A 23,478-nucleotide genomic window follows, 5' to 3' on the forward strand; every position below is an offset into this window, starting at 1 on the left:
GTCCGGAGCCGACGGCGGGGCGCTTCGGGCCGCGACGTAGGCTCGGCCCGTGCCCGAAGCCGTGCACATCCACTCGGCTTGCCCATCGGAAGAGGGATTCCCACCACTGTGTCTGCTCTCACTCTCAGTTCCTCGTCCGCCGCGACGCTGCGCGCGGACGCCGTCGTCATCGGTGTGGCCAAGGGCCCTGACGGGCCCGCGGTCGCTCCGGGCGGCGAGCCCCTGGACCAGGCGTTCGGCGGCTCCCTGGCCGGCGTCCTGGAGACCCTCGGCGCGTCGGGCGGCGAGGGGGAGGTCACCAAGCTGCCCGCCCCGGACGGGGTGAAGGCCGATCTGGTGCTGGCGGTCGGACTCGGTGACGCCCCGGAGGAGGACGGGCCGTACGACCCGGAGGTGCTGCGCCGCGCGGCCGGTGCGGCCGCCCGCGCGCTGGCCGGTCGGAAGAAGGCCGGTTTCGCCCTGCCGGCCGGGGACGAGGCCTCCCTGGCCGCCGTCTGCGAGGGCGCGCTGCTGGGCGCCTACTCCTTCACCGAGTACCGCGGCAAGGAGGACAAGAACGCCAGGAACGCCAAGGGGAAGAAGGGCAAGGACGGCAAGGGCGGGGGCGGCGACAAGAGCGCCCCGCTGGCCGAGGTCACCGTGCTCGGCGCCAAGTCCCGCGACAAGGCGCACAAGGCCGCCGCCGAGCGGGCCGAGGTGCTGGCCGCGGAGGTCAACCGCGCCCGCGACCTGGTCAACACCCCCTCCAACGGCCTGTTCCCGAAGTCCTTCGCCGCCGCCGTGCAGAGCGCGGCCAAGGAGCACGGGCTGACGGTGGAGGTGCTGGACGAGAAGGCCCTGGCCAAGGGCGGTTACGGCGGCATCCTCGGCGTCGGGCAGGGCTCGGCGAACCCGCCGCGTCTGGTGCGTCTGTCCTACACCCACTCCAAGGCGAAGAAGACCCTCGCCCTGGTCGGCAAGGGCATCACCTACGACTCGGGCGGCATCTCGCTCAAGCCGGCCGGCCACAACGAGACCATGAAGTGCGACATGAGCGGCGCCGCCGCCGTCTTCGCCGCCGTGGTCGCCGCCGCCCGCCTCGGCCTGCGGGTGAACGTCACGGGCTGGCTGGCGCTGGCGGAGAACATGCCGTCGGGCACCGCGACCCGGCCGGGCGACGTTCTGACCATGTACAGCGGCAAGACGGTCGAGGTGCTCAACACCGACGCCGAGGGCCGCCTGGTGCTGGCCGACGCCCTGACCCGGGCGTGCGAGGAGAAGCCGGACGCGGTGGTGGACGTGGCCACCCTGACCGGCGCGATGATGCTGGCGCTGGGCGGCCGCACGTTCGGCGTGATGGCCAACGACGACGCCTTCCGCACGGCCGTCCACGACAGCGCGACCGAGGTGGGCGAGCCGTCGTGGCCGATGCCGCTACCCGGCCATCTGCGCAAGGGCATGGACTCGCCGATCGCCGACATCGCCAACATGGGCGAGCGGATGGGCGGCGGCCTGGTGGCCGGCCTGTTCCTGAAGGAGTTCGTCGCCGAGGGCACCACCTGGGCGCACCTGGACATCGCCGGTCCGGCCTTCAACGAGTCCGGCCCCTTCGGCTACACCCCCAAGGGCGGCACCGGCAGTGCGGTGCGCACCCTGGTCCGCCTCGCCGAGCGCGCCGCGGCGGGGGACGTTCTGTGACGGTCCTCCGACGGCCCCGGTGAGGGCCGCACCGCCGGGGCCCGGAGGCTTTCCGCCTCCGGGCCCCGGCGCGCGTCGCGTCCGGTTCCGGCCCGCTCCCGTCCCGGCGCGTTCGCTGTGAGCGATCCCGATCGGCCTACTGTCCGGTAGACACGCGTACCCGCTCGCAATCCTCCTGTTCATCTGGGTATGAGGGGCTGGGACACCGGCCCGGCGTCCCACTGTCCGCCGACAAGTGCAAAGATGTTGTCTCGGCAGGACAGGGCCCGCTCAACCCACAGGGCCGAGCAAGAAGCGGCCGAACATACAGCCGCCCGGTCTCCGACGGACCGGCTCCGGCGTACCCATGCATGGAGGACGTGACGTGGCGAACGACGCCAGCACCGTTTTCGACCTAGTGATCCTCGGAGGCGGTAGCGGCGGTTATGCCGCTGCCCTGCGGGCTTCGCAGCTGGGTCTGGACGTCGCCCTGATCGAGAAGGACAAGGTCGGCGGTACCTGTCTGCACTACGGCTGCATCCCGACGAAGGCCCTGCTGCACGCCGGCGAGGTGGCCGACTCCGCGCGCGAGAGCGCCGGCTTCGGTGTCAAGGCCACCTTCGAGGGCATCGACATGCCGGCCGTCCACAAGTACAAGGACGGCGTGATCTCGGGTCTGTACAAGGGCCTGCAGGGGCTGATCGCCTCCCGCAAGATCACCTACGTGGAGGGCGAGGGCCGCCTCTCCTCCCCGACCTCGGTGGACGTGAACGGGCAGCGCTACGAGGGCCGGCACATCCTGCTGGCCACCGGCTCGGTGCCCAAGTCGATCCCGGGTCTGGAGATCGACGGCAACCGGATCATCAACTCCGACCACGCGCTGAAGCTGGACCGCGTGCCGCAGTCCGTCGTCATCCTGGGCGGCGGCGTCATCGGCTGCGAGTTCGCCTCCGCGTGGAAGTCCTTCGGCGCCGACGTCACCATCGTCGAGGGCCTGCCCCACCTGGTGCCGGCCGAGGACGAGAACAGCTCCAAGCTGCTGGAGCGCGCCTTCCGCAAGCGCGGCATCAAGTTCTCGCTCGGCTCCTTCTTCGAGAAGGCGGAGTACACCGACAACGGCGTGAAGGTCTCCCTGGCCAACGGCAAGGAGTACGAGGCCGAGCTGCTGCTCGTCGCCATCGGCCGCGGCCCGGTCTCGCAGGGGCTGGGCTACGAGGAGGCCGGGGTGAACATGGACCGCGGCTACGTCCTGGTGGACGAGTACTGCCGCACCAACGTGCCCACCGTCTCGGCCGTCGGCGACCTCATCCCGACCCTCCAGCTCGCCCACGTCGGCTTCGCCGAGGGCATCCTGGTGGCCGAGCGGCTGGCCGGCATGGACGTCGTGCCGATCGACTACGACGGCGTGCCGCGCGTGACCTACAGCCACCCGGAGGTCGCCTCCGTCGGTCTGACCGAGGCCAAGGCCAAGGAGATCCACGGCGCGGACAAGGTCGTGACGCTGAAGTACAACCTCGGCGGCAACGGCAAGAGCAAGATCCTCAAGACACAGGGCGAGATCAAGCTCGTCCAGGTCCGCGACGGTGCCGTGGTCGGCGTCCACATGGTCGGTGACCGGATGGGCGAGCAGGTCGGCGAGGCCCAGCTCGTCTACAACTGGGAGGCTCTGCCCGCCGAGGTCGCGCAGCTCCTCCACGCGCACCCGACGCAGAACGAGGCCCTCGGCGAGGCCCACCTGGCCCTGGCCGGCAAGCCGCTGCACTCCCACGACTGACCCTCCCGGGCGCGAGAGCACCACGCCATTCGCACTTTTCGTTAGGAGCAACCGAAACCATGGCGGTTTCCGTAACCCTGCCGGCGCTCGGCGAGAGCGTCACCGAGGGCACCGTCACCCGCTGGCTGAAGGCCGAGGGTGAGCACGTCGAGGCCGACGAACCCCTGCTGGAGGTCTCGACCGACAAGGTCGACACCGAGATCCCCTCCCCCGCCTCCGGCACCCTGTCCTCCATCAAGGTCGCCGAGGACGAGACGGTCGAGGTCGGCGCCGAGCTGGCCGTGATCGACGATGGGGCATCCCCGCCGCAGGCAGGGGAAGGCAGCGGCGCTCCGGCCGAGGCGCCCGCCCAGGCCGAGGCCCCCGCACCGGCCCCCGAGCCGCAGGCCGCCCCGGCGCAGGCCCAGCCCGAGCCCCAGGCGCAGCCCGAGCCCGCCCAGGCCCAGGCTCCGCAGCAGGCGGCCCCGTCCGGCGGTGCGGCGGAGGGCACCGATGTGGTGCTGCCGGCGCTCGGCGAGTCCGTCACCGAGGGCACCGTCACCCGCTGGCTGAAGTCGGTCGGCGAGGAGGTCGAGGCCGACGAGCCGCTGCTGGAGGTCTCGACCGACAAGGTCGACACCGAGATCCCGGCCCCCGCCTCCGGCACCCTGCTGGAGATCGTGGTGGGCGAGGACGAGACGGCGGAGGTCGGCGCGAAGCTGGCCGTGATCGGTGCCGCCGGTGCCGCCGGTGCCGCTCCGGCCCAGGCTCCCGCTCCGGCGCAGCCCGAGCCGCAGGCCCAGCCGGAACCGAAGCCCGAGCCGCAGGCCCAGCCCGAGCCCGCCCCGGCTCCGGCACCCGCCCCGGCTCCCGAGCCGCAGGCCCAGCCCGAGCCGGCCCCGGCTCCGGCGCAGCCCGCCCCCGCCCGGCAGGCGCCCGCCGCTCAGGCCCCCGCGCAGGCGCCGGCGGCCCCGGCGGGCGGCGGCGAGGGCGCCTATGTGACCCCGCTGGTGCGCAAGCTCGCCGCCGAGAACGGCGTCGACCTGTCCACCGTCAAGGGCACCGGCGTCGGCGGCCGTATCCGCAAGCAGGACGTCGTGGCCGCGGCCGAGGCGGCCAGGGCGCAGGCCGCCCAGGCGCCGGCCGCCGCGCCGGCGGGCCGCGGCCCGGCCAAGGCCGAGCCGTCGCCGCTGCGCGGCCGGACGGTGCCGATGACCCGCATCCGCAAGGTCATCGCCGAGAACATGATGAAGGCGCTGCACAACCAGGCGCAGCTGTCCACCGTGGTCGAGGTGGACGTCACACGGGTCATGCGGCTGCGGGCCCGGGCCAAGGAGGACTTCCTGGCCCGCGAGGGCGTCAAGCTCTCCCCGATGCCGTTCTTCGTCAAGGCCGCCGCCGAGGCGCTGAAGGCCCACCCGTCGGTCAACGCCAAGATCAACGACGACGGGACCGTGACCTACCACGACGTCGAGAACATCGGCATCGCGGTGGACTCGGAGAAGGGCCTGATGGTCCCGGTCATCAAGGGCGCGGGCGACCTGAACCTGGCCGGCATCGCCAAGAAGACCGCGGAGCTGGCGGGCAGGGTCCGCACCGGCAAGCTCAGCCCGGACGACATGTCCGGCGGCACGTTCACGATCAGCAACACCGGCTCGCGCGGTGCGCTGTTCGACACGATCATCGTGAACTACCCGCAGGTGGCCGAGCTGGGCATCGGCGCCACCGTGCGCCGCCCGGTCGTGGTGGACCACCCGGAGCTGGGCGAGACCATCGCCATCCGGGACATGGTCTACCTGACCCTGTCCTACGACCACCAGCTGGTCGACGGCGCGGACGCCGCCCGCTACCTGACGGACGTCAAGGCCCGTCTGGAGGCCGGCGAGTTCGAGGGCGAGCTGGGTCTCTGACCGCTCCCCGCGCATCGGCGCCCCCGCACCGGATCCGTTCCGGGCGGGGGCGCCGCCGTGCGGGCGGTGCCCGTATCGTCGGTGTCCTCCCCCGAAGAAGGCAGACAAGGAGCGCCCATGGCCCCGCCCGTCGTCCACTCCCTGCGCGAGCAGATCCGCGAGCACATCGTGGAGGGCATCGTCCGCGGGCGCTGGAAGCCGGGCGAGCGCATCGTGGAGCGGCGGATCGCCGTGGAGCTGGAGGTCAGCCAGACGCCCGTGCGCGAGGCGCTGCGCGAGCTGGAGGCGCTGCGGCTGATCGAGTCGGCGCCGAACAAGGGCGTACGGGTGCGGAACCTGACGGCGGCCGATCTGGAGGAGATCTACCCGGTGCGCGCCGGGCTGGAGCAGATCGCGGCCGAGCTGGCCGCCGACCGCCTGGCCGGGGACACCTCGGCGCTGGAGGAGCATGTGGCGCGGCTGTACGAGGCCGACCGGGCCGGGGACGGCGAGGCGCAGGTGCGGCACACGGTCGCCTTCCACCGCGAGCTGGTGCGCGCGGCCGGGAACAGCGTGCTGCTGCACACCTGGGAGTCGCTGGGCATCGGGGTGTGGACCACGCTCGCCATCCGCTGGCTGGGCACCCGGCAGCAGTCGTACGCCGAGGAGCACGAGGCGGTCGTGGAGGCGTTCCGCAGGCGTGATCCGCGCATCGGCGAGCTGGTCAAGGAGCACGTCCTGGGGTGTGCACCCCGTGCCTGATTCGCGGCACTGAATGCCAATTTCGCTCTCCCGGCACTTTTTCGGCTCCCACCCTTTGATCGATCATCGATCGTAGGCGTACAGTCCGGCAGTGGGTGTGACACCCCCCACCCCCATGTCCCGTCCTGTCCGGAAGGCGGCCACACCATGACCGACGCCGAACGCACCCCCAGCGAGCTCGACCAGCTCGTCGACCGCGACCCCGAGGAGACCGCCGAGTGGGCCGCGTCCCTGGACGCCGTCGCCCGCGAGGCCGGTCCGCACCGGGCGGCGTACCTGATGCGGCGCACCCTGGAGCACGCCGGCCGCACCGGACTCGGTCTCCCCGCGCTGCCGGAGACGGACTACGTCAACACCGTCCCCACCGCCGCCGAGCCCGCCTTCCCCGGCGACGAGGACATGGAGCGGCGGATCGCCGCCTGGAACCGCTGGAACGCCGCCGCCATGGTCACCCGCGGCTCCCGCTTCGGCGTCGGCGGCCACATCGCCACCTTCGCCTCCGCCGCCTGGCTCTACGAGACCGGCTTCAACCACTTCTTCCGCGGCAAGTCCTCCTCCGAGGCCCCCGGCTCCGGCGACCAGCTCTACATCCAGGGCCACGCCTCCCCCGGCATCTACGCCCGCGCCTTCCTCGACGGACGGCTGACCGAGGCGCAGCTGGACAACTTCCGCCGGGAGGCCGGCGGCGGCGGGCTGCCCTCCTACCCGCACCCGCGACGGCTGCCCTGGCTGTGGGAGTTCCCGACCGTATCCATGGGTCTGGGCCCGCTCTCGGCGATCTACCAGGCCCGTTTCAACCGCTATCTGACCGGCCGCGGCATCAAGGACACCTCCGGCAGCCACGTGTGGGCCTTCCTCGGCGACGGCGAGATGGACGAGCCGGAGTCGACCGCCGCCCTCGCCCTCGCCGCGCGCGAGGGGCTGGACAACCTCACCTTCGTGGTCAACTGCAACCTCCAGCGCCTGGACGGCCCGGTCCGCGCCAATTTCCGGGTCGTACAGGAGCTGGAGGCCCAGTTCCGCGCCGCCGGCTGGCACGTCGTCAAGTCGCTGTGGGGGTCGGCCTGGGACGACCTGCTCGCCCTGGACACCACCGGCGCCCTGGTCAGGCGGCTGCGCGAGGTGCCCGACGCCCAGTTCCAGACCTACGCCACCCGCGACGCCGCCTACATCCGCGAGCACTTCTTCGGCGCCGACCCGGCGCTGGCCGAGATGGCGAGGGTGCTGACCGACGCCAAGATCATCGAGTGCTTCCACACCTCGCGCGGCGGCCACGAGCCCCGCAAGGTGTACGCCGCCTACCGGGCCGCGCTCGCGCACCGGGGCGCGCCGACGGTGATCCTGGCGCAGACCGTCAAGGGCCACACCCTCGGCCGGGGCTTCGAGTCCAAGAACGCCAACCACCAGATGAAGAAGCTGACGGCCGACGAGTTCAGGGACATGCGCGACCTGCTCGGCCTGCCCATCCCCGACAGCGCCCTGGGCGAGGGCCCGGTGCCCTACGGCCACCCCGGCCCCGACTCCCCCGAGGTGCGCTACCTCGCCGAGCGCCGCGCCGCCCTCGGCGGTCCCGCCCCGGCCCGCCGCACCCACCCGGTCCCGGCGCTGCCCGAGCCGCCCGAGCGCGCCTTCCAGGCCCTGAAGAAGGGGTCGGGCAAGCAGGAGACGGCCACGACCATGGCCTTCGTACGCCTGGTCAAGGACCTGATGCGGGATCCGGGGACCGGCAGGCGCTGGGTGCCGATCGTCCCCGACGAGGCCCGCACCTTCGGCATGGAGTCGCTGTTCCCCTCGGCCGGCATCTACTCGCCCAGGGGGCAGACGTACGAGCCGGTCGACCGCGACCAGCTGATGTACTACAAGGAGGCGGCCGACGGGCAGATCCTCAACGAGGGGATCACCGAGGCCGGCGCCATGGCCGACTTCATCGCCGCCGCCACCTCGTACGCCACGCACGGCGAGCCGATGATCCCGTTCTACATCTTCTACTCGATGTTCGGCTGGCAGCGCACCGGCGACCAGTTCTGGCAGCTCGCCGACCAGCTCGGCCGCGGCTTCGTCGTCGGCGCCACCGCCGGCCGCACCACGCTCACCGGCGAGGGCCTGCAGCACGCCGACGGCCACTCCCACCTGATCGCGGCCACCAACCCGGCCTCGCTCAACTACGACCCGGCGTTCGCCTACGAGATCGCGGTGATCGTGCGCGACGGCCTGCGCCGGATGTACGGGCCCGAGCAGGAGAACGTCTTCTACTACCTGACCGTCTACAACGAGCCGAAGGTCCAGCCGCCCATGCCCGAGGGCGTGGAGGAGGGCATCCTCAAGGGTCTGTACCGCTTCCGGGAGGGAACCCCCTCCTCCCCCGACGCGCCCCGGATCCAGCTGCTGGCCTCGGGAACCGCCATCCACTGGGCGCTGGACGCCCAGCGCCTCCTCGCCGACGACTGGGGCGTGACCGCCGACGTGTGGTCCGCCACCTCCTGGAGCGAGCTGCGCCGCGATGCCCTGTCCTGCGACGCGGCGCAGCTCAACGGCGAGGACCGCGTTCCGTACGTCGCCCGCGCGCTGTGCGGCGCGCCCGGCCCGGTCCTCGCGGTCAGCGACTGGATGCGGGCGGTACCGGACCAGATCGCCCCGTGGGTGGAGCAGGACTGGTCCTCGCTGGGCACCGACGGGTTCGGCCTGTCGGACACCCGCGAGGCGGCCCGCCGGCACTTCGGGGTGGACGCCGAGTCGGTCGCGGTGGCGGCCCTGGACCGGCTGGCCCGGCGCGGCGAGGTCAAGCGGGAGACGGTGCGCGAGGCGGCCGGGCGCTACGGCCTGGCCTGAGGCCCTCCGGCCGGCCGGGCGCGTCTCCTCCCACCTGCCGGGAGGCGCGCCCGGCCCCGCTCCGGGCCGGGGCCCGGCCGTCCGAAGACGTCAGTACTCCTCGGTGTGGCCGCGGAGCTTGAGGATGGCCGCGAGCAGCCCGCCCCACACCACGACCATGGCGACGATCATCATCACAACGGCGTCCGCCGACATCAGTACCTCCCTTCCCCGGGCGCGCCCGGTTCGCTCTCCACGGGGCCGGCCGGCCCCGAGGGCTCCGTACCCGCCGGCTCCGTACCGCGCGGCCAGGGCAGCAGGGAGGCCAGCAGCCCGAAGGCCAGCGCGCCCAGGGCGACCGCCCACCCGGACCAGAACAGGAAGCCGGAGGGGTAGCCCCCGTAGTTCTCGTCGAACTCCGCGCGCAGGCTGTCCACCATCATCCAGCCCAGCACCAGCGGGGTGACGACCCCCAGGGCCAGGCGCCACCACACGCCCAGCCGGATGGCGGAGGTGGCGTCCGCGTCCCGCTGGAGCGCCGGCAGCCTGCGCAGCACCCAGGCGACGACGATCACCGCGACCAGGGAGGCCAGGGCGATGCCGTAGCGGTTGATGAAGTGGTCGGCGGAGTCCAGCAGGTACAGCCCGCTGTCGGTGGGGAAGAGCAGGATGGACACCAGGGCCGTCAGACCACCGGCGCCGAGCACGGCCGGGAGGCGCCCGATGCCGGTCTTGTCCTGCACCGAGGCGACCACCACCTCCACGATGGAGATCAGCGAGGTGAAGCCGGCGATCGCCAGGGAACCGAAGAACAGCAGGCCGAACAGGGTGCCCAGCGGCATGTTGGAGATGATCGTCGGGAAGGCGATGAACGCCAGGCCGATGCCGTCGGTGACGGTCTCCCCCACCGGTGCGCCGCTGGCGGCGGAGAGGAAGCCGAGGGTCGCGAACACCCCGATGCCCGCCAGGAGTTCGAAGGAGCTGTTGGCGAACCCGGCCACCAGCGCGGAGCCGGTGAGGTCGGCGCGGCGGCGCAGGTAGGAGGCGTAGGTGATCATGATGCCGAAGCCGACCGAGAGGGAGAAGAAGATCTGCCCGTAGGCGGCGACCCAGACACCGCCCTCGGCCAGCGCGCCCCAGTCGGGTGAGAACAGCGCGTCCAGCCCCGTCCCGGCGCCGTCCAGGGTGACCGCGCGAACCACCAGGACGACGAAGAAGACCACCAGCAGCGGGATGAAGATCCGGTTGGCCATCTCGATGCCGCGCCGCACTCCCAGGGCCAGGACGGCCAGGACCGCGATCCAGATGACCAGCAGCGGCCAGAACACGCCGCCGACGTAGGAGGAGATCCAGCCGGGCTGCTCGGCGGTGCGCAGGAAGTCGCCGAAGAAGTACGCGTTCGGGTCGTCGCCCCACTGCTCGCCCACCGAGAAGCCCACGTACCGCACGGCCCAGGCCAGGATCACGGCGTAGTAGGCGGCGATGACGAAGGAGACCGCCACCTGCCACCAGCCGATCGCCTGCGCCGGGCCGGACAGCCGGCGGAACGCGCCCGGCGGGGACTTCCGGTAGCGGCGGCCGAGCGTGTACTCCAGGATCAGCAGCGGGAGCCCCGCCGTCAGCAGGGCGATCAGATAGGGCAGCAGGAACGCTCCGCCGCCGTTCTTGTAGGCCTCGGAGGGGAAGCGCCAGATGTTGCCGAGCCCGATGGCCGAGCCGATCGCCGCCAGCAGGAAGCCCGTGCGGGTCCCCCACTGGGCGCGGGGCGGCGGAGTCGTCGGAGTGCTGCTGGATTCGGTGGCCATATGCGACGTTCCTCGGCTTTTGTCCCTTTGGGTTGACAGCACGTTAACAGCGCGCGCCGCGCCGCGCGCCCCGGCGGGGAAGATGGGCGCATGCGTGCTGCCCGGCTGATCGAGATGGTGTTGCTGCTCCAGACTCGGCGGTCGATGACCGCCGCCGAGCTGGCCGAGCGGCTGGAGGTCTCCGAGCGCACCGTCGCCCGCGACGCGCTGGCCCTGTCGGAGGCGGGGATCCCCGTCTACGCCGACCGGGGGCGGACCGGCGGCTACCGGCTGGTCGGCGGCTACCGCACCCGGCTGACGGGTCTGGGGCGCGACGAGGCGGAGGCGCTGTTCCTGTCCGGGGTTCCCTCCGCGCTGCGGGAGATGGGCCTGGCGGACGCGGCCTCGGCCGCCCGGCTGAAGGTGGCCGCGGCCCTCACCCCCGAACTGGCTGACGCCCCGCGCAGCGCGGCGCAGCGGTTCCATCTGGACGCTCCCGGATGGTGGCAGCCCACCGAGACGCCGAAGGCGCTGCCGGCGCTGGCCGAGGCCGTGTGGGACGACCGGCCGGTCGCCGCGCGCTACCGCCGCCGGGACGGCTCCCGGGCACAGCGGACGCTGGAACCGTACGGCCTGGTGCTCAAGGCCGGCGTGTGGTACCTCGTCGCCCGCGCCGACGGCGACCCGCGCGTCTACCGGGTGGACCGCTTCGACTCCGTCACCCCGCTGGAGGGGCGGTTCGAGCGGGAGGCCGACTTCGACCTGCCCGGCTTCTGGGAGGAGCGGGCCGCCGCCTTCGCCCGCTCGATCCTGCGCGAGACCGCCGTGGTGCGGCTGACCCGGGCCGGGGTGCGCGCGCTGCGGTACGCCGCCGACCGGGCGGCGGCCGAGGAGGCGCTGGCGCGGGGGGAGACCGACGAGGAGGGACTGACCACCCTCGCCCTGCCCGTGGAGTCCCTGGAGGTCGCCTACGACCAGCTGCTCGCCCTCGGCCCCGAGTGCGAGGTGCTCGGCCCGCCCGGGCTGCGCGAGCGCATGGCGCGGGCGGCCGAGCGGATGGCCGGGCTCTACCGGTAGTCCTCGGCGGTCGCCTCCTTCCCGCCGTGGACGACCTCGATGAAGTACCGCCAGCCGTCCGGCCGCGAGCCGTCGGTGTCGGTGAAGCCGTACTCGACGGCGAGCTGCCCGCTGGACAGGGACTGCCCGTTCCAGCGGGCCACGTCCGGGTCGCACGCCAGCGCCGCCAACGCCCGGCCGATGTAGGCGGGCGACTCGGCGATGGCGAAGTGCGGCTCCCGCGCGAGAGCGTCGCGCCAGTTCTCCTCCCGCACCCCGAAGGTGTCGAGCATCTCCTCCGAGCGCAGGAAGCCCGGGGAGAGGCAGACCGCCGTGCAGCCGTACTCCCTCAGCTCCTCGGCGAGGCCGAAGGCCGCACGGATCGGGGCGTTCTTCGTCAGGTCGAAGAAGAGGTTGCCGCGGTACCTGGGGCCGTTGTACTCGGCGGTGCCGTCGGTGACCTCCACCACCAGCCCGCCCGGCCGCCGGATCAGCAGGGGCAGGGCGAAATGGCTGGTGACCAGATGGGTCTCCACTCCCAGCCGCAGCATCCGCAGGCCCTTGTCCAGCTCGACCTCCCACACCTTCGTGTCGAAGTCGAGCAGGTGGTCACCGCCCCAGACGTCGTTGACCAGGATGTCCAGGCGCCCGTGGTCGCGGTCGATCCGCTCCACCAGGGCGCGGACCTGCTCCGGCTCCAGGTGGTCGACCACCGCCGCGATGCCGGTGCCCCCGGCCGCCGTGACCAGCTCCGCGGTCTCCTCGATCGTCTCGGTGGAGCGGCCCACCTCGCTGACGTGTCCGCGTGTGGTGCGGCCGGTGGCGTACACCGTCGCGCCCGCCCGGCCCAGCTCCACGGCCATGGCCCGGCCCGCGCCCCTGGTGGCCCCCGCCACCAGGGCGACCTTGCCCTCCAGGCTCTTCCCCGACACCGCTGCCGTGTTCACGTGTGTGTCCTTCCGTGTGTCCGTGGCGCCTGCCCGGCGCCCTGTGCGCACCGGGCACGCTGCCACCGATACCGGACATCTTCTGTCGGGTTTCTCCGCCGTTCGGACCGGGCGCCACGCCGGCCGGCCGTCCCGCGTGCGGGTGGCGCCGACAGGGCGGATCCTTGGTCCCGTGACGATGCACGAGACGGAGTTCTGGGAGCTGGTCGACAGCACCCGCGAGGCGGCCGGGGGCGATCCGGCCGACCACGCCGAGCTGCTCGTCGACCGGCTGACGCGGCTCGACCCGGACACCGTCGTGGACTTCGCCCGCCACTTCGAGGCCCGGGTGAACCGGGCCTGGCGCCGGGATCTGTGGGGCGCGGCCCGGGTGCTGCTGGACGGGGCGGACGAGGACGCCTTCGACTCCTTCCGCTGCTGGCTGGTCGGCCGGGGCAGGAAGGTGTTCGAGGGGGCGCTGCACGACCCGGACTCGCTCGCCGGTCTGCTGGAGGACTTCGATCCGGAGGTGGACGGCGAGGGCGAGGACATCGGCTGCGCCGCGGACGAGGCCTACGAGCGGCTCACCGGTCTGGAGCTGCCCGATCTCGGTCTGCCCGACCCGCCCCGGGAGCCGGAGGGCGCACCGCCCGGCTTCGGGGACGACCAAACCCTGGCCGCGGCCTTCCCCCGGCTGTGGGAGCGGTTCGGGCCGCCGACGGGGTGATCCGGGCCGGCGGGCGGCCCGGGGGCGGTCAGACCGCCGGCGAGCGCCCCATCAGCACATCGTCCGCGTAACCGCTCTCCAGCAGGAACTCCCCCGGAAGCACGCCCTCCACCGCGAAGCCCTCCGAGGCGTACAGTGCCCGCGCGGGCGCGTTGTGGCCCAGCACCCGCAGGGTGATCCGCGAGGCGCCCTGCCGCCTCGCCTCGGCCATCGCCGCGCGCAGCAGCGCCCTGCCCACACCCCGGCCGCGCGCCGTGCCGTCCACCGCCAGCCCCTGGATCTGCCGGACGTGGCCGTTGCTCTCGAGCGGGGTGGGACGCGCCAGCTTGATGTAGCCCACCGGCTTCCCCTCCAGTTCGGCGACGAGGCACTCCCGGGGCCGGTTGCCGTCGTGGAAGAACGGGCCGTACGGCGGCCGCGGCCTCGGGGTGACCGCGTGCACCGGCGACCAGGTGCGCCGGTCCAGTTCCCCCAGCGCCTCGCCGTCCTCCTCGGCGGCGGGGCGTACGAGGGGGCCCGACGGCTCCGGGGACGACGGGGAATCGGGGGACGACGGGCTCGCCGAGGACGCGGGGGACGACGGGGACGCGGACATGCCGGTCACTGTGCCTCGCCATCGGGCCGGCTGTCCATCAGGATTGCCCCATGCGTATCGCGGTCACCGGCTCCTCCGGCCTCATCGGCCGGGCTCTTGTGGACTCCCTGCGCGCCGACGGGCACGAGGTGCTGCGCCTGGTGCGGCGCCCGGCCCTCACGGGCGAGGAGGTGGAGTGGGATCCCGGGCGGCAGTACGTGGACGCGGCCGGGCTGGTGGGCTGCGAGGCGGTGGTGCATCTGGCCGGCGCGGGCGTCGGCGACCACCGCTGGACGGAGGCGTACAAGCGGGAGATCCGCGACAGCCGGGTCCTGGGGACGGCCGCCGTCGCCGAGGCCGTTGCCTCACTCGACACCCCGCCGCGCACCCTGGTGGTCGGCAGTGCCGTCGGCTACTACGGCGACACCGGCGACCGCGCCGTGGACGAGGACGCGCCGCCCGGTCACGGCTTCCTCGCCGATGTCTGCCAGGAGTGGGAGGAGGCCGCCGCGCCGGCCGAGGAGGCGGGGGTCCGCACCGTGTACGCCCGTACCGGGCTGGTGGTCTCCCGCACCGGAGGGGCGTGGGGACGGCTGTTCCCGATCTTCAGGGCCGGGCTGGGCGGTCCGCTGGGCAGCGGCCGGCAGTACTGGAGCCATATCGCGCTGCACGACCACATCGCCGCGCTGCGGCATCTGCTGGACACCGGGGAGCTGTCCGGGCCGGTCAACCTGACCGCGCCCGAGCCGGTCACCCAGCGGGAGGTGGCCGCCGCGATGGGCCGGGTGCTGCACCGCCCGGCGGTGCTGCCGGTGCCCGCGTTCGCGCTGCGCGCGGTGCTGGGCGAGTTCTCCACGGATGTGCTCGGCAGCCAGCGGGTGCTGCCCCGGCGGCTGCTGGAGTCCGGCTTCGTCTTCGCCTTCCCCGGTATCGAGGACGCCGTCCGGGCGGCGCTGCGCTGACCTGCGCCCGCGGGCCCCTTCCCGCGGGACGCGCTCCGTCCGCCCGCCCGTGCGGGCGGCGCGCGGGCGGGTGGTGAGCGGATGGTGAGCGGGTGACGCACGAGCCGTACCCGACCGGTGTGCGACCGCCGTACATCCGTGCGCGACCGATGTGCGACCGTGCCCGGTGCGTGCGCGACTGTCCGTGATCGCCCGTTTCCCTAGGGTCGGCTTGAAAGCACGCGTCGAACGCGTCTTCGGAGGGCAGGAACCACCCGGACGTCCGTTCGCGCCGCAGTGTCGACCACGGGAGGGCCCATGCCCGGCAGCGCACTCCGTCCCAGCCCCGGCCGAGACCGGGAGACCACCGACGTCGCCGTCGTCGGCGCGGGCCTGGCGGGCCTGGCCGCCGCACACCATCTGACCGGCGCCGGGCTGCACGTCACCGTGCTGGAGGCCACAGGCGCCGTCGGGGGCCGGATGGCGACCGAGGAGATCGACGGCTACCGGCTGGACCGCGGCGGCCGGCCGCTTTTCTCCGGCTGGTCCGAGCTGCGCCGCTGCCCCGGCCTGGCCGGGCTCGATCTGCGCCCCTTCGCCTCCGGGGTGCTGATCCGCAGCGGCGACCGCACGCTGCGCCTCGGCGCGCCCCGTGCCACCAGGGCGGCCCGCGGCTCCCGCGCCGCCCACGTCCCCCGGCAGCACCGCGGCGCGCGTGGCGCGCGCGCCACGCTGGGCACCACCCTGGAACAGGCCCGGCTGCGCGCACAGCTCGCCCGGCTCGCCTCGACCCCCGCCGAACGTCTCGGCGCCCGTCCCGAGCTGTCCGCGGCCCAGGCCCTGGCCGCCCGCGCCCCGTCGCCCCGGGCGGCCGACGGTCTGCTGCGTCCTCTGCTCGGCGCGCTGCTGTGCGACCCGGAGCTGACGACCTCCAGCCGGATCGGCGATCTGGCGCTGCGCGACTTCGCCCGCGGCGGGCTGTGCCTGCCCGCGGGCGGCGCGGCGTCCGTGCCCCGGGCCCTGGCGGACGGGCTGCCGCCCGGCACCGTCCGCACCGGGGTGCGCGTGCTGTCCGTGGCCGCCAACGCCGTGGTGACGCGCGACCACGGCACGATCCGCTGCCGCGCGGTGCTCATCGCCACCGGGGCCCGCGACGCGGCCGAGCTGCTGCCGGGGCTGCGGGTGCCGGACTTCCGCCCGGTGACCGTGCTGCACCACGCGGTGGACGGCCCGGCGCCGATGGACGAGCCACTGCTCGTCCTGGACGCCGACCGGCGCGGCCCGGTGGCGTACACCGCCGTCGCCAGCGCCGTGGACCCCTCGCGCGCCCGGCCGGGCCGCGCGCTGGTCACCTCCGTGGTGCTGGGTTCCGCCGCGTCCGAGCCGGCCGCCGCGCTGGACCGGGCCGCGCGCGCCCAGCTCGCCGGGCTGTACGGCGTCCCGACCGGCCGCTGGGAGCTGCTGGCCGTCCACCACGACCCGCTGGCCGTGCCCGCCACACCCGCGCCGCACGATCCGCGGCGCCCGGTCCGGGTGCTGTACGGCCTGTACGTCTGCGGCGACCACCGCGACACCGCCGACGCCCAGGGCGCGCTGCGCTCGGCCCGCCGCGCGGCGGACGCCGTCCGCCGCGACTTCGGCATCCGGCCGCGGGAGCGGGGCCCGCTCCTGCCCGCCGCGGCCTGAAGGTGCCCCGGGCCGGGGAGCTCCGGCCCGGACATGACCGTGCCGCCGCGCGGCGGCACGGTCGGTCCGCGGGTGGCGCGGGGGGCTGAAGGACCAGAGGGGCCAGAGGGGCCAGAGGGGCCAGAGGAGTCTGAGAGGTCTGAGGGCCCCGAGGGGTCAGACGAGGGCGGCGACCCGCTCGCGGTAGGTGCGTACCGGTGTGGCGTCCCGGTACGGCTCCAGGCGGCGCTCGAAGTCCTTGACGTACTCGTGCGCCCGCACCGACCGCATCTCCGCCGCCTGCTGCGCCGACTCCGCGGCCAGGGCGCACGCCTGCTCCACGTCGCCCAGCCCCAGCCGGGCCGTGGCCAGCACCATCCGGCAGAACAGCCGGCTGCGCACATAGCCCGGGCCCCGCAGCTGCAGGGAGCGCTCGGCGTGCTGGGCCGCCGCCCGGTACTGCTGGAGGTCCCGGTGGCAGTGCCCGAACTCGTCGGCGAGCTGCGCCTCGTCGAAGAACCGCGCCCAGTGCGGCACCTCGTCGCCCGGCCGCGCCTGCCCCAGCGCCCGCTCGGCGCGGGCCAGCGACGCCGTGCACGCCCGCACCTCCCCCAGCACCCCGTGCCCGCGCGCCTCCACCGCGTGCAGCAGCGCCTGGACGACCGGCGGCACCGAGGAGCCGACTCCCTGCTGGGCGACCCGCGCCAGCTGCACCGCCTCGCGGCCGTGCCCGAGGTACACCGCCTGCCTGCTCATCGTCACCAGCACATAGCTGCCGTACGCCCGGTCCCCGGCGGCCTGGGCCAGCCGCAGCGCCTGGACGAAGTAGCGCTGCGCCAGTCCGTGCGCGGCGATGTCGTACGCCGTCCACCCCGCCAGGCGGGTCAGGTCGGCCACCGCGGCGAACAGCCGGCGCCCGGTCTGCTCCCCGTAGGCGCCGCGCAGCATCGGCTCGGCCTCGTGCTCCAGGTAGCGCACCAGCGCCTGCCGGGCGTGGCCGCCGCCGTAGGCGTGGTCGAGGGCGCGGAACAGTTCGCCGACCGAGCGCAGGGCGGCGACGTCCCCGGCGGTGACCCGCTGTCCCGGGCCCCGCTCCACCCGCTCGATCCGGGCCGCCTGCCCCACCCGGGGCGGCGGTACGGCGGCGGGTGACAGGGGCCCGCGGCCCTGGGCGGGCACCCGCGCCGCCTCCGGCGCGGGCTCGCCGCGCGCCACGCGCTCGTCGGGGCGGCCGATCAGCCAGTCCCGGCTGGGCACCACCAGCCCGGCCGGGGTGAAGGCGATCTTGCGCAGCTCGGCGTGGTTCCCGGTGTCCTTGCGCCACAGGCCGCCGACGATGTCCACCGCCTCGCCCGGTGTGGCCGCGAACTCCAGCCCGGCGTAGACCGGCGCGCACGCGTCCAGGCCCAGGTCCTGGGCGGTGAGCCTGCGGCCCAGGCGGCGGGTGAAGACCTCGGCGATCAGCGCCGGCGTCGTGCCGCGCGGCTGCTGTCCGCGCAGCCAGCGCGTCACCGAGGTCTTGTCGTACCGGAGGTCCAGTCCGTGCTCCAGCCCGAGCTGGTCGACCCGCCGGGCGAGTCCGGCGTTGGAGAACCCGGCCTCGGCGATGAGCGCGGCGAGCTGGCGGTTGAGGGTGCGCTGGGAGGATTTCCCAGGTCGTTCCGTCGACATCGGCTTTGCGGTCTCCTGCCTCACGGCTTGGGGTACGACAGACGCCGGGGCGCCCTGCTGGAACGGCGCGAATTTAGCCGTCCGCTCCGCCCCTCCGGGGGTCTGAGCACGGGTTTCATCCATACGTGTGAGTGGCGGCCGAAAGCGGAACCTCTCGGTCACTGCCCCGTCACCGGCCGCCGCCGCCCGCCACCGGCCCGTCGGCCGGCGGCCCCGGAGCCGTACAGTTGGCTGCCGGGACGCGTGACGATGTGGGCCGCGGCCCGAGACGACCGGAGGAGGAGCCGCCGTGAGCGAGCTGCGCTTTGTCCATCTGGGCTTCGGCGGGGACGCCGTGGAGTATCTGGAGGCGTGGCGCAGGCAGCGCGAGGTCCACGCGGCCCGTTTCGCCGACGAGATCCCCGACACCTGCCTGCTGCTGGAGCACCAGCCGGTGTACACGGCCGGCCGGCGCACCGAGGACAGCGAGCGCCCCCTGGACGGCACTCCCGTGGTGGACGTGGACCGCGGCGGCAAGATCACCTGGCACGGTCCGGGCCAGCTCGTCGGCTACCCGATCCTGAAGCTGCCCCGTCCGGTGGACGTCGTCGCCCATGTGCGGCGGCTGGAGGAGGCGCTGATCCGCACCTGCGCGGAGTTCGGCCTGGCCACCACCCGGGTCGAGGGGCGCAGCGGGGTGTGGGTGCTGGGCGATCCCGGGAAGCAGGCGGAGGAGACCGTGCCGGGCGGCCTGGAGCTGGACTTCGACCCCGCGCTCCACGACGACGAGTACGACCCGAGACTGCGCGGGCCCCAGTACGCGCCCTCCAACGCCGGCCAGCGCGGCGACGACCGCAAGCTCGCCGCCATCGGGATCCGGGTGGCCAAGGGCGTCACCATGCACGGCTTCGCGCTGAACTGCGACTCCGACAACACCGGGTACGACCGCATCGTGCCGTGCGGCATCCGGGACGCCGGGGTCACCTCGCTCTCGCAGGAGCTGGGCAGACCGGTGACCGTCGCCGAGGTGCTGCCCGTGGTGGAGAAGCATCTGCGCGCGGTGCTGGAGTCCACGGAACCACTGCCCCGTGCCGTCTGACCCGAACAAGCCAAGGCGTACCCTGGTGTGCGCCGAAGATTCAAAGGCCACCAACACAAAGGGGAGTGCCGGACGTGTCCGCTGTCGCACCCGACGGTAGGAAGCTGCTGCGCCTGGAGGTCCGGAACAGCCAGACCCCCATCGAGCGCAAGCCCGAGTGGATCAAGACCCGGGCGAAGATGGGCCCCGAGTACAACGCACTGCAGTCCCTGGTCAAGCGCGAGGGCCTGCACACGGTGTGCCAGGAGGCCGGCTGTCCCAACATCTTCGAGTGCTGGGAGGACCGCGAGGCCACCTTCCTCATCGGAGGCGAGCAGTGCACCCGGCGCTGCGACTTCTGCCAGATCGACACCGGCAGGCCCGCCGAGTTCGACCGCGACGAGCCGCGCCGGGTGGCCGAGTCCGTCCAGCAGATGGAGCTGCGCTACGCCACGATCACCGGCGTCGCGCGCGACGACCTGCCCGACGGCGGCGCCTGGCTGTACGCCGAGACCGTCCGCCAGATCCACGCGCTGATGCCGGACACCGGTGTCGAGCTGCTGATCCCGGACTTCAACGCGGTGCCCGAGCAGCTCGCCGAGGTCTTCTCCTCGCGCCCGGAGGTGCTGGCGCACAACGTCGAGACGGTCCCGCGGATCTTCAAGCGCATCCGCCCCGCCTTCCGCTACGAGCGGTCGCTGGAGGTGATCACCCGGGCCCGCGCGGAGGGGCTGGTCACCAAGTCCAACCTGATCCTCGGGCTCGGCGAGACCCGCGAGGAGGTCAGCCAGGCCCTGCGCGACCTGCACGGGGCCGGCTGCGAGCTGATCACCATCACCCAGTACCTGCGTCCCTCGCCGCGGCACCACCCGGTGGAGCGCTGGGTCAAGCCCCAGGAGTTCGTGGAGCTGAAGGACGAGGCGGACGAGATCGGTTTCGCCGGTGTCATGTCCGGCCCGCTGGTCCGCTCCTCCTACCGCGCCGGGCGCCTGTACCGGCAGGCGGTCGAGCGCCGGGGCGCCACCGCGGCCTGACGGCCCCGGGCGGCCGTCCTCCGAGGCGGCCGCCCGGGCACGGACACGGGGCCGCGGCGGTCCCGGAGGCCGCGGCGACCCGGTGCGGGCGGGCGACGTAGACTTCGCTGTATGGCGAGGAAGGAAACATCCGAGAATCCGGGGCGGCTCAAGCAGATCGCCCTGACGTACAAGATGACGCGGCGCGCCGACAAGTCGGTCGGCTTCGTCCTCGCGGGCGTGGGGCTCGTCACCTTCGGTGTTCTCCTCGCGATCGGCTTCTGGGTCGGCCACCCCGTCTACCTGGGCATCCTGGGCTTCCTGCTGGCCTTCCTCGCGATGGCGATCGTCTTCGGCCGCCGGGCCGAGCGGGCGGCGTTCAGTCAGATGGAGGGTCAGCCGGGCGCGGCCGCCGCCGTCCTGGACAACATCGGCCGCGGCTGGACGGTCACCCCGGCCGTCGCCATGAACCGGCAGCAGGACGTCGTCCACCGGGCCGTGGGCAAGGCGGGCATCGTGCTCGTCGGCGAGGGGAACCCGAACCGGGTGCGCTCCCTGGTCGCCTCCGAGAAGAAGCGCATGGCGCGCATCGTCGGCGGCGTCCCGGTCCATGACGTGATCGTGGGCACCGGCGAGGGCCAGACGGAGCTGAAGAAGCTCCGCACCAAGCTGCTGAAGCTCCCCCGGGTGCTCCAGGGCCCCCAGGTCACGGAGACCAACGACCGGCTGCGGGCCATGGGCGACCTGATGAACAACCTGCCGATGCCCAAGGGGCCGATGCCCCGCGGCATGCGGATGCCGAAGGGCCCGACCAGGCGCTGAGGCGCACGTGCCCGGCGCACCGGGCGGAACGGATGTGGGTGGGGCCCGGAACTCCGAGGAGTTCCGGGCCCCACCCACATCCGTTCGGCGTCCGTTCGGCTTCCGCTGCGCCGGCTCGGTTCCGGGAGGCTCAGATCCGCACCTGCACGGCGCCGGAGAGCCGGTCGTGCAGGCCACGCGAGTCGCGGTCCCACACGAGCGCCGGCACGGCGAGCACCAGCAGCACCGTGCGCACCACCGCGCGGGGCAGTGTGAGCCGCCCGCCGCGCGCGGAGACCACCCGCAGCCCCAGCAGCCGCTTGCCCGGGGTGAAGCCGACCGTGCCGACGGTGAGGACGCCGAGCACCGCGAAGACCAGCAGGGCCCAGTTTCCCGCCGAGCCGAGGTCGCCGCCCGTGAGCAGACCGTATGCGATCAGCATGCACAGGCCCCAGTCGATGAAGATCGCGCCGAACCGGCGTCCCAGCGGGGCGATCGACCCCGGCCCGTCCTGGGGCAGTCCCAGCCTCTCGCCCCGGTAGCCGAAGTCCGCGCCCATCCGCTCGGCCGCGGCCCTGGGGCCGGAGAGCCAGGATCCGATTGCTTGCCTGTTGTCCACCCGTCAACGGTAACGCGCGGCCTTCCCGGGTACCCGGCCGGGCCGCGGGGGCGTACACGGCCGCGAGGGCGTCACCGGAACGGCATCGGGACGGTACCGGGAGCGACCGTCCGCACACTCGTCCGGTTAACATCACCGAAACAAATGGGTCATGCTTGAGAAATCCCGCAAATCTAAGGTCGGGCGACAGCAGGACATCTCACTGGACTGCCACTCGAGCTGCCACCCCGTCCCCTCGCGGCGGGACTAGGAGGACTTGGATGTTCCAGAACGCCGACGAGGCAAAGAAGTACATCGCGGACAACGACGTGAAGTTCGTCGATGTCCGCTTCTGCGACCTGCCGGGCATCATGCAGCACTTCACGATCCCGGCCTCGACGTTCGACCCGTCCGAGATGCAGGCCTTCGACGGGTCCTCGATCCGCGGCTTCCAGGCGATCCACGAGTCCGACATGGCGCTGCTGCCGGACCTGTCCACCGCCCGTCTGGACCCGTTCCGCCGCGACAAGACGCTCAACATCAACTTCTTCATCCACGACCCGATCACCGGCGAGCAGTACAGCCGCGACCCGCGCAACGTGGCGAAGAAGGCCGAGGCGTACCTCGCCTCCTCCGGCATCGCGGACACCGCCTACTTCGGGCCCGAGGCCGAGTTCTACGTCTTCGACAGCGTCCGCTTCCAGACCAGCGCGAACGAGTCCTTCTACCACATCGACTCCGAGGCCGGCGCCTGGAACACCGGTGCGCTGGAGGACAACCGCGGCTACAAGGTCCGCTACAAGGGCGGCTACTTCCCGACCCCGCCGGTGGACCACTTCGCCGACCTGCGCGCCGAGATGTCGCTGGAGCTGGACCGGGTCGGCCTGAAGGTCGAGCGCCAGCACCACGAGGTCGGCACCGCCGGCCAGGCGGAGATCAACTACAGGTTCAACACGCTGCTCGCGGCCGCCGACGACCTGATGCTGTTCAAGTACATCATCAAGAACGTCGCCTGGCGCAACGGCAAGACCGCCACCTTCATGCCCAAGCCGATCTTCGGTGACAACGGCTCGGGCATGCACGTCCACCAGTCGCTGTGGTCCGGCGGCGATCCGCTGTTCTACGACGAGCAGGGCTACGCGGGCCTGTCGGACACCGCCCGTTACTACATCGGCGGCATCCTCAAGCACGCCCCGTCGCTGCTGGCCTTCACCAACCCGACGGTGAACTCCTACCACCGCCTGGTGCCCGGCTTCGAGGCCCCGGTGAACCTGGTGTACTCGCAGCGCAACCGCTCCGCCGCGATGCGCATCCCGATCACCGGCTCCAACCCCAAGGCCAAGCGCGTGGAGTTCCGCGCCCCGGACCCGTCCTCCAACCCGTACCTGGCCTTCTCGGCCCTGCTGCTGGCCGGTCTGGACGGCGTCAAGAACAAGATCGAGCCGGCCGAGCCGATCGACAAGGACCTCTACGAGCTGGCTCCGGAGGAGCACGCGAACGTCCCGCAGGTGCCGACCTCCCTGCCGGCCGTCCTGGAGGCCCTGGAGGCGGACAACGAGTACCTGCAGGCCGGCGGCGTCTTCACCGCCGACCTGATCGAGACCTGGATCGACTACAAGCGCACCAACGAGATCGCCCCGATCCAGCTCCGCCCGCACCCGCACGAGTTCGAGATGTACTTCGACCTCTGATCGGCACCGGGAAGCCGCTCCCCGCCGCTCGGGACGGCCGACGGGCCGCGGGCCGCACGACCACACGGTGTGCGGCCCGCGGCCCGTCCGCGTTCCCGGGAGCCTG

Annotated in this window: 19 protein-coding genes; 13 read left to right on the forward strand and 6 right to left on the reverse strand. The window is 73.2% G+C overall.

Annotated elements, in window-relative coordinates:
- Positions 1 to 108: 108 nt before the first annotated feature.
- From BM237_RS06235 to aceE, 5 genes are all read left to right on the forward strand, one after another.
- Positions 109 to 1,677: a leucyl aminopeptidase gene (locus BM237_RS06235; protein ID WP_093848479.1), complete on the forward strand. Its 1,569-nt coding sequence runs from the start codon at positions 109 to 111 to the stop codon at positions 1,675 to 1,677.
- Positions 1,678 to 2,041: 364 nt separating this feature from the next.
- Complete coding sequence (gene lpdA / locus BM237_RS06240) at positions 2,042 to 3,430, forward strand: dihydrolipoyl dehydrogenase (protein WP_175540901.1); 1,389 nt, start codon at positions 2,042 to 2,044, stop codon at positions 3,428 to 3,430.
- A 59-nt stretch (positions 3,431 to 3,489) separates the two neighbouring features.
- Positions 3,490 to 5,319 carry a 2-oxoglutarate dehydrogenase, E2 component, dihydrolipoamide succinyltransferase gene (gene sucB / locus BM237_RS06245; RefSeq protein ID WP_093848481.1) on the forward strand — a complete coding sequence of 610 codons (1,830 nt, stop codon included), beginning with the start codon at positions 3,490 to 3,492 and terminating at the stop codon, positions 5,317 to 5,319.
- A 117-nt stretch (positions 5,320 to 5,436) separates the two neighbouring features.
- Positions 5,437 to 6,060, forward strand: coding sequence for a GntR family transcriptional regulator (locus tag BM237_RS06250; protein WP_093848482.1), 624 nt, complete (start codon positions 5,437 to 5,439; stop codon positions 6,058 to 6,060).
- 147 nt (positions 6,061 to 6,207) lie between these two features.
- Positions 6,208 to 8,889, forward strand: coding sequence for a pyruvate dehydrogenase (acetyl-transferring), homodimeric type (gene aceE / locus BM237_RS06255; RefSeq protein ID WP_093848483.1), 2,682 nt, complete (start codon positions 6,208 to 6,210; stop codon positions 8,887 to 8,889).
- Positions 8,890 to 8,979: 90 nt separating this feature from the next.
- Here the strand turns inward: aceE and BM237_RS28670 are convergent, their stop codons facing one another.
- A complete protein-coding gene (locus tag BM237_RS28670; RefSeq protein ID WP_107415205.1) occupies positions 8,980 to 9,084 on the reverse strand; it encodes a methionine/alanine import family NSS transporter small subunit in 105 nt (34 codons plus the stop codon).
- A complete protein-coding gene (locus BM237_RS06260; RefSeq protein ID WP_093848484.1) occupies positions 9,084 to 10,673 on the reverse strand; it encodes a sodium-dependent transporter in 1,590 nt (529 codons plus the stop codon). The genes BM237_RS28670 and BM237_RS06260 overlap by 1 nt, the downstream gene beginning before the upstream one ends.
- Before the next feature lie 90 nt (positions 10,674 to 10,763).
- Between BM237_RS06260 and BM237_RS06265 the strand changes: the two genes are divergently transcribed.
- Positions 10,764 to 11,729 (forward strand): helix-turn-helix transcriptional regulator, encoded by a 966-nt coding sequence (locus BM237_RS06265; protein WP_093848485.1) that lies wholly within the window; start codon positions 10,764 to 10,766, stop codon positions 11,727 to 11,729.
- Here BM237_RS06265 and BM237_RS06270 read toward each other — a convergent pair.
- Positions 11,720 to 12,655, reverse strand: coding sequence for an SDR family oxidoreductase (locus tag BM237_RS06270; protein ID WP_245793434.1), 936 nt, complete (start codon positions 12,653 to 12,655; stop codon positions 11,720 to 11,722). The two genes, BM237_RS06265 and BM237_RS06270, sit on opposite strands and share 10 nt — an antisense overlap.
- A gap of 178 nt (positions 12,656 to 12,833) precedes the next feature.
- Here BM237_RS06270 and BM237_RS06275 point away from each other — a divergent pair, with 178 nt between their 5' ends.
- Positions 12,834 to 13,361, forward strand: coding sequence for a DUF4240 domain-containing protein (locus BM237_RS06275; RefSeq protein ID WP_093848580.1), 528 nt, complete (start codon positions 12,834 to 12,836; stop codon positions 13,359 to 13,361).
- Between the two features lie 28 nt (positions 13,362 to 13,389).
- Here BM237_RS06275 and BM237_RS06280 read toward each other — a convergent pair whose 3' ends face one another.
- Complete coding sequence (locus BM237_RS06280) at positions 13,390 to 13,956, reverse strand: GNAT family N-acetyltransferase (protein WP_093848581.1); 567 nt, start codon at positions 13,954 to 13,956, stop codon at positions 13,390 to 13,392.
- Between the two features lie 50 nt (positions 13,957 to 14,006).
- Here BM237_RS06280 and BM237_RS06285 point away from each other — a divergent pair, with 50 nt between their 5' ends.
- Positions 14,007 to 14,897 (forward strand): TIGR01777 family oxidoreductase, encoded by an 891-nt coding sequence (locus BM237_RS06285; RefSeq protein WP_093848486.1) that lies wholly within the window; start codon positions 14,007 to 14,009, stop codon positions 14,895 to 14,897.
- A gap of 297 nt (positions 14,898 to 15,194) precedes the next feature.
- Positions 15,195 to 16,562, forward strand: coding sequence for an FAD-dependent oxidoreductase (locus BM237_RS06290; protein WP_093848487.1), 1,368 nt, complete (start codon positions 15,195 to 15,197; stop codon positions 16,560 to 16,562).
- Between the two features lie 156 nt (positions 16,563 to 16,718).
- On the opposite strand, the gene BM237_RS06295 is transcribed toward BM237_RS06290, so the two are convergent.
- A complete protein-coding gene (locus tag BM237_RS06295; RefSeq protein ID WP_093848488.1) occupies positions 16,719 to 18,212 on the reverse strand; it encodes an NsdA family TPR-like regulatory protein in 1,494 nt (497 codons plus the stop codon).
- A gap of 289 nt (positions 18,213 to 18,501) precedes the next feature.
- Here BM237_RS06295 and lipB point away from each other — a divergent pair, with 289 nt between their 5' ends.
- The 3 genes from lipB to BM237_RS06310 all read left to right on the forward strand — a co-directional run bounded on the left by lipB (position 18,502) and on the right by BM237_RS06310 (position 21,104).
- Positions 18,502 to 19,290 (forward strand): lipoyl(octanoyl) transferase LipB, encoded by a 789-nt coding sequence (lipB, locus tag BM237_RS06300; RefSeq protein WP_093848489.1) that lies wholly within the window; start codon positions 18,502 to 18,504, stop codon positions 19,288 to 19,290.
- 74 nt (positions 19,291 to 19,364) lie between these two features.
- Positions 19,365 to 20,303, forward strand: a complete 939-nt coding sequence (gene lipA, locus BM237_RS06305; protein ID WP_093848490.1) for a lipoyl synthase — start codon at positions 19,365 to 19,367, stop codon at positions 20,301 to 20,303.
- Between the two features lie 111 nt (positions 20,304 to 20,414).
- Positions 20,415 to 21,104: a DUF4191 domain-containing protein gene (locus BM237_RS06310; RefSeq protein WP_093848491.1), complete on the forward strand. Its 690-nt coding sequence runs from the start codon at positions 20,415 to 20,417 to the stop codon at positions 21,102 to 21,104.
- Between the two features lie 130 nt (positions 21,105 to 21,234).
- Here BM237_RS06310 and BM237_RS06315 read toward each other — a convergent pair whose 3' ends face one another.
- The gene (locus tag BM237_RS06315) at positions 21,235 to 21,702 is read right to left on the reverse strand and encodes an RDD family protein (RefSeq protein ID WP_093848492.1); all 468 of its coding nucleotides are present in this window, start codon (positions 21,700 to 21,702) and stop codon (positions 21,235 to 21,237) included.
- A gap of 260 nt (positions 21,703 to 21,962) precedes the next feature.
- On the opposite strand from BM237_RS06315, the gene glnA reads away from it, so the two are divergent.
- Positions 21,963 to 23,372, forward strand: a complete 1,410-nt coding sequence (gene glnA, locus BM237_RS06320; RefSeq protein WP_093848493.1) for a type I glutamate--ammonia ligase — start codon at positions 21,963 to 21,965, stop codon at positions 23,370 to 23,372.
- Positions 23,373 to 23,478 lie beyond the last annotated feature (106 nt).

Origin of the sequence: Streptomyces mangrovi (genome assembly GCF_900114215.1) — a bacterium.
In the GTDB taxonomy this organism is placed as follows: domain Bacteria; phylum Actinomycetota; class Actinomycetes; order Streptomycetales; family Streptomycetaceae; genus Streptomyces; species Streptomyces barkulensis.

Bases quoted from the DNA above. Each gene is read 5' to 3' on its own strand.
- sucB (WP_093848481.1), top strand. From the start codon at position 3,490: ATGGCGGTTTCCGTAACCCTGCCGGCGCTCGGCGAGAGCGTCACCGAG.
- BM237_RS06250 (WP_093848482.1), top strand. From the start codon at position 5,437: ATGGCCCCGCCCGTCGTCCACTCCCTGCGCGAGCAGATCCGCGAGCAC.
- aceE (WP_093848483.1), top strand. From the start codon at position 6,208: ATGACCGACGCCGAACGCACCCCCAGCGAGCTCGACCAGCTCGTCGAC.
- BM237_RS28670 (WP_107415205.1), bottom strand. From the start codon at position 9,084: ATGTCGGCGGACGCCGTTGTGATGATGATCGTCGCCATGGTCGTGGTG.
- BM237_RS06260 (WP_093848484.1), bottom strand. From the start codon at position 10,673: ATGGCCACCGAATCCAGCAGCACTCCGACGACTCCGCCGCCCCGCGCC.
- BM237_RS06265 (WP_093848485.1), top strand. From the start codon at position 10,764: ATGCGTGCTGCCCGGCTGATCGAGATGGTGTTGCTGCTCCAGACTCGG.
- BM237_RS06275 (WP_093848580.1), top strand. From the start codon at position 12,834: ATGCACGAGACGGAGTTCTGGGAGCTGGTCGACAGCACCCGCGAGGCG.
- BM237_RS06280 (WP_093848581.1), bottom strand. From the start codon at position 13,956: ATGTCCGCGTCCCCGTCGTCCCCCGCGTCCTCGGCGAGCCCGTCGTCC.
- BM237_RS06285 (WP_093848486.1), top strand. From the start codon at position 14,007: ATGCGTATCGCGGTCACCGGCTCCTCCGGCCTCATCGGCCGGGCTCTT.
- BM237_RS06290 (WP_093848487.1), top strand. From the start codon at position 15,195: ATGCCCGGCAGCGCACTCCGTCCCAGCCCCGGCCGAGACCGGGAGACC.
- BM237_RS06295 (WP_093848488.1), bottom strand. From the start codon at position 18,212: ATGTCGACGGAACGACCTGGGAAATCCTCCCAGCGCACCCTCAACCGC.
- BM237_RS06310 (WP_093848491.1), top strand. From the start codon at position 20,415: ATGGCGAGGAAGGAAACATCCGAGAATCCGGGGCGGCTCAAGCAGATC.
- glnA (WP_093848493.1), top strand. From the start codon at position 21,963: ATGTTCCAGAACGCCGACGAGGCAAAGAAGTACATCGCGGACAACGAC.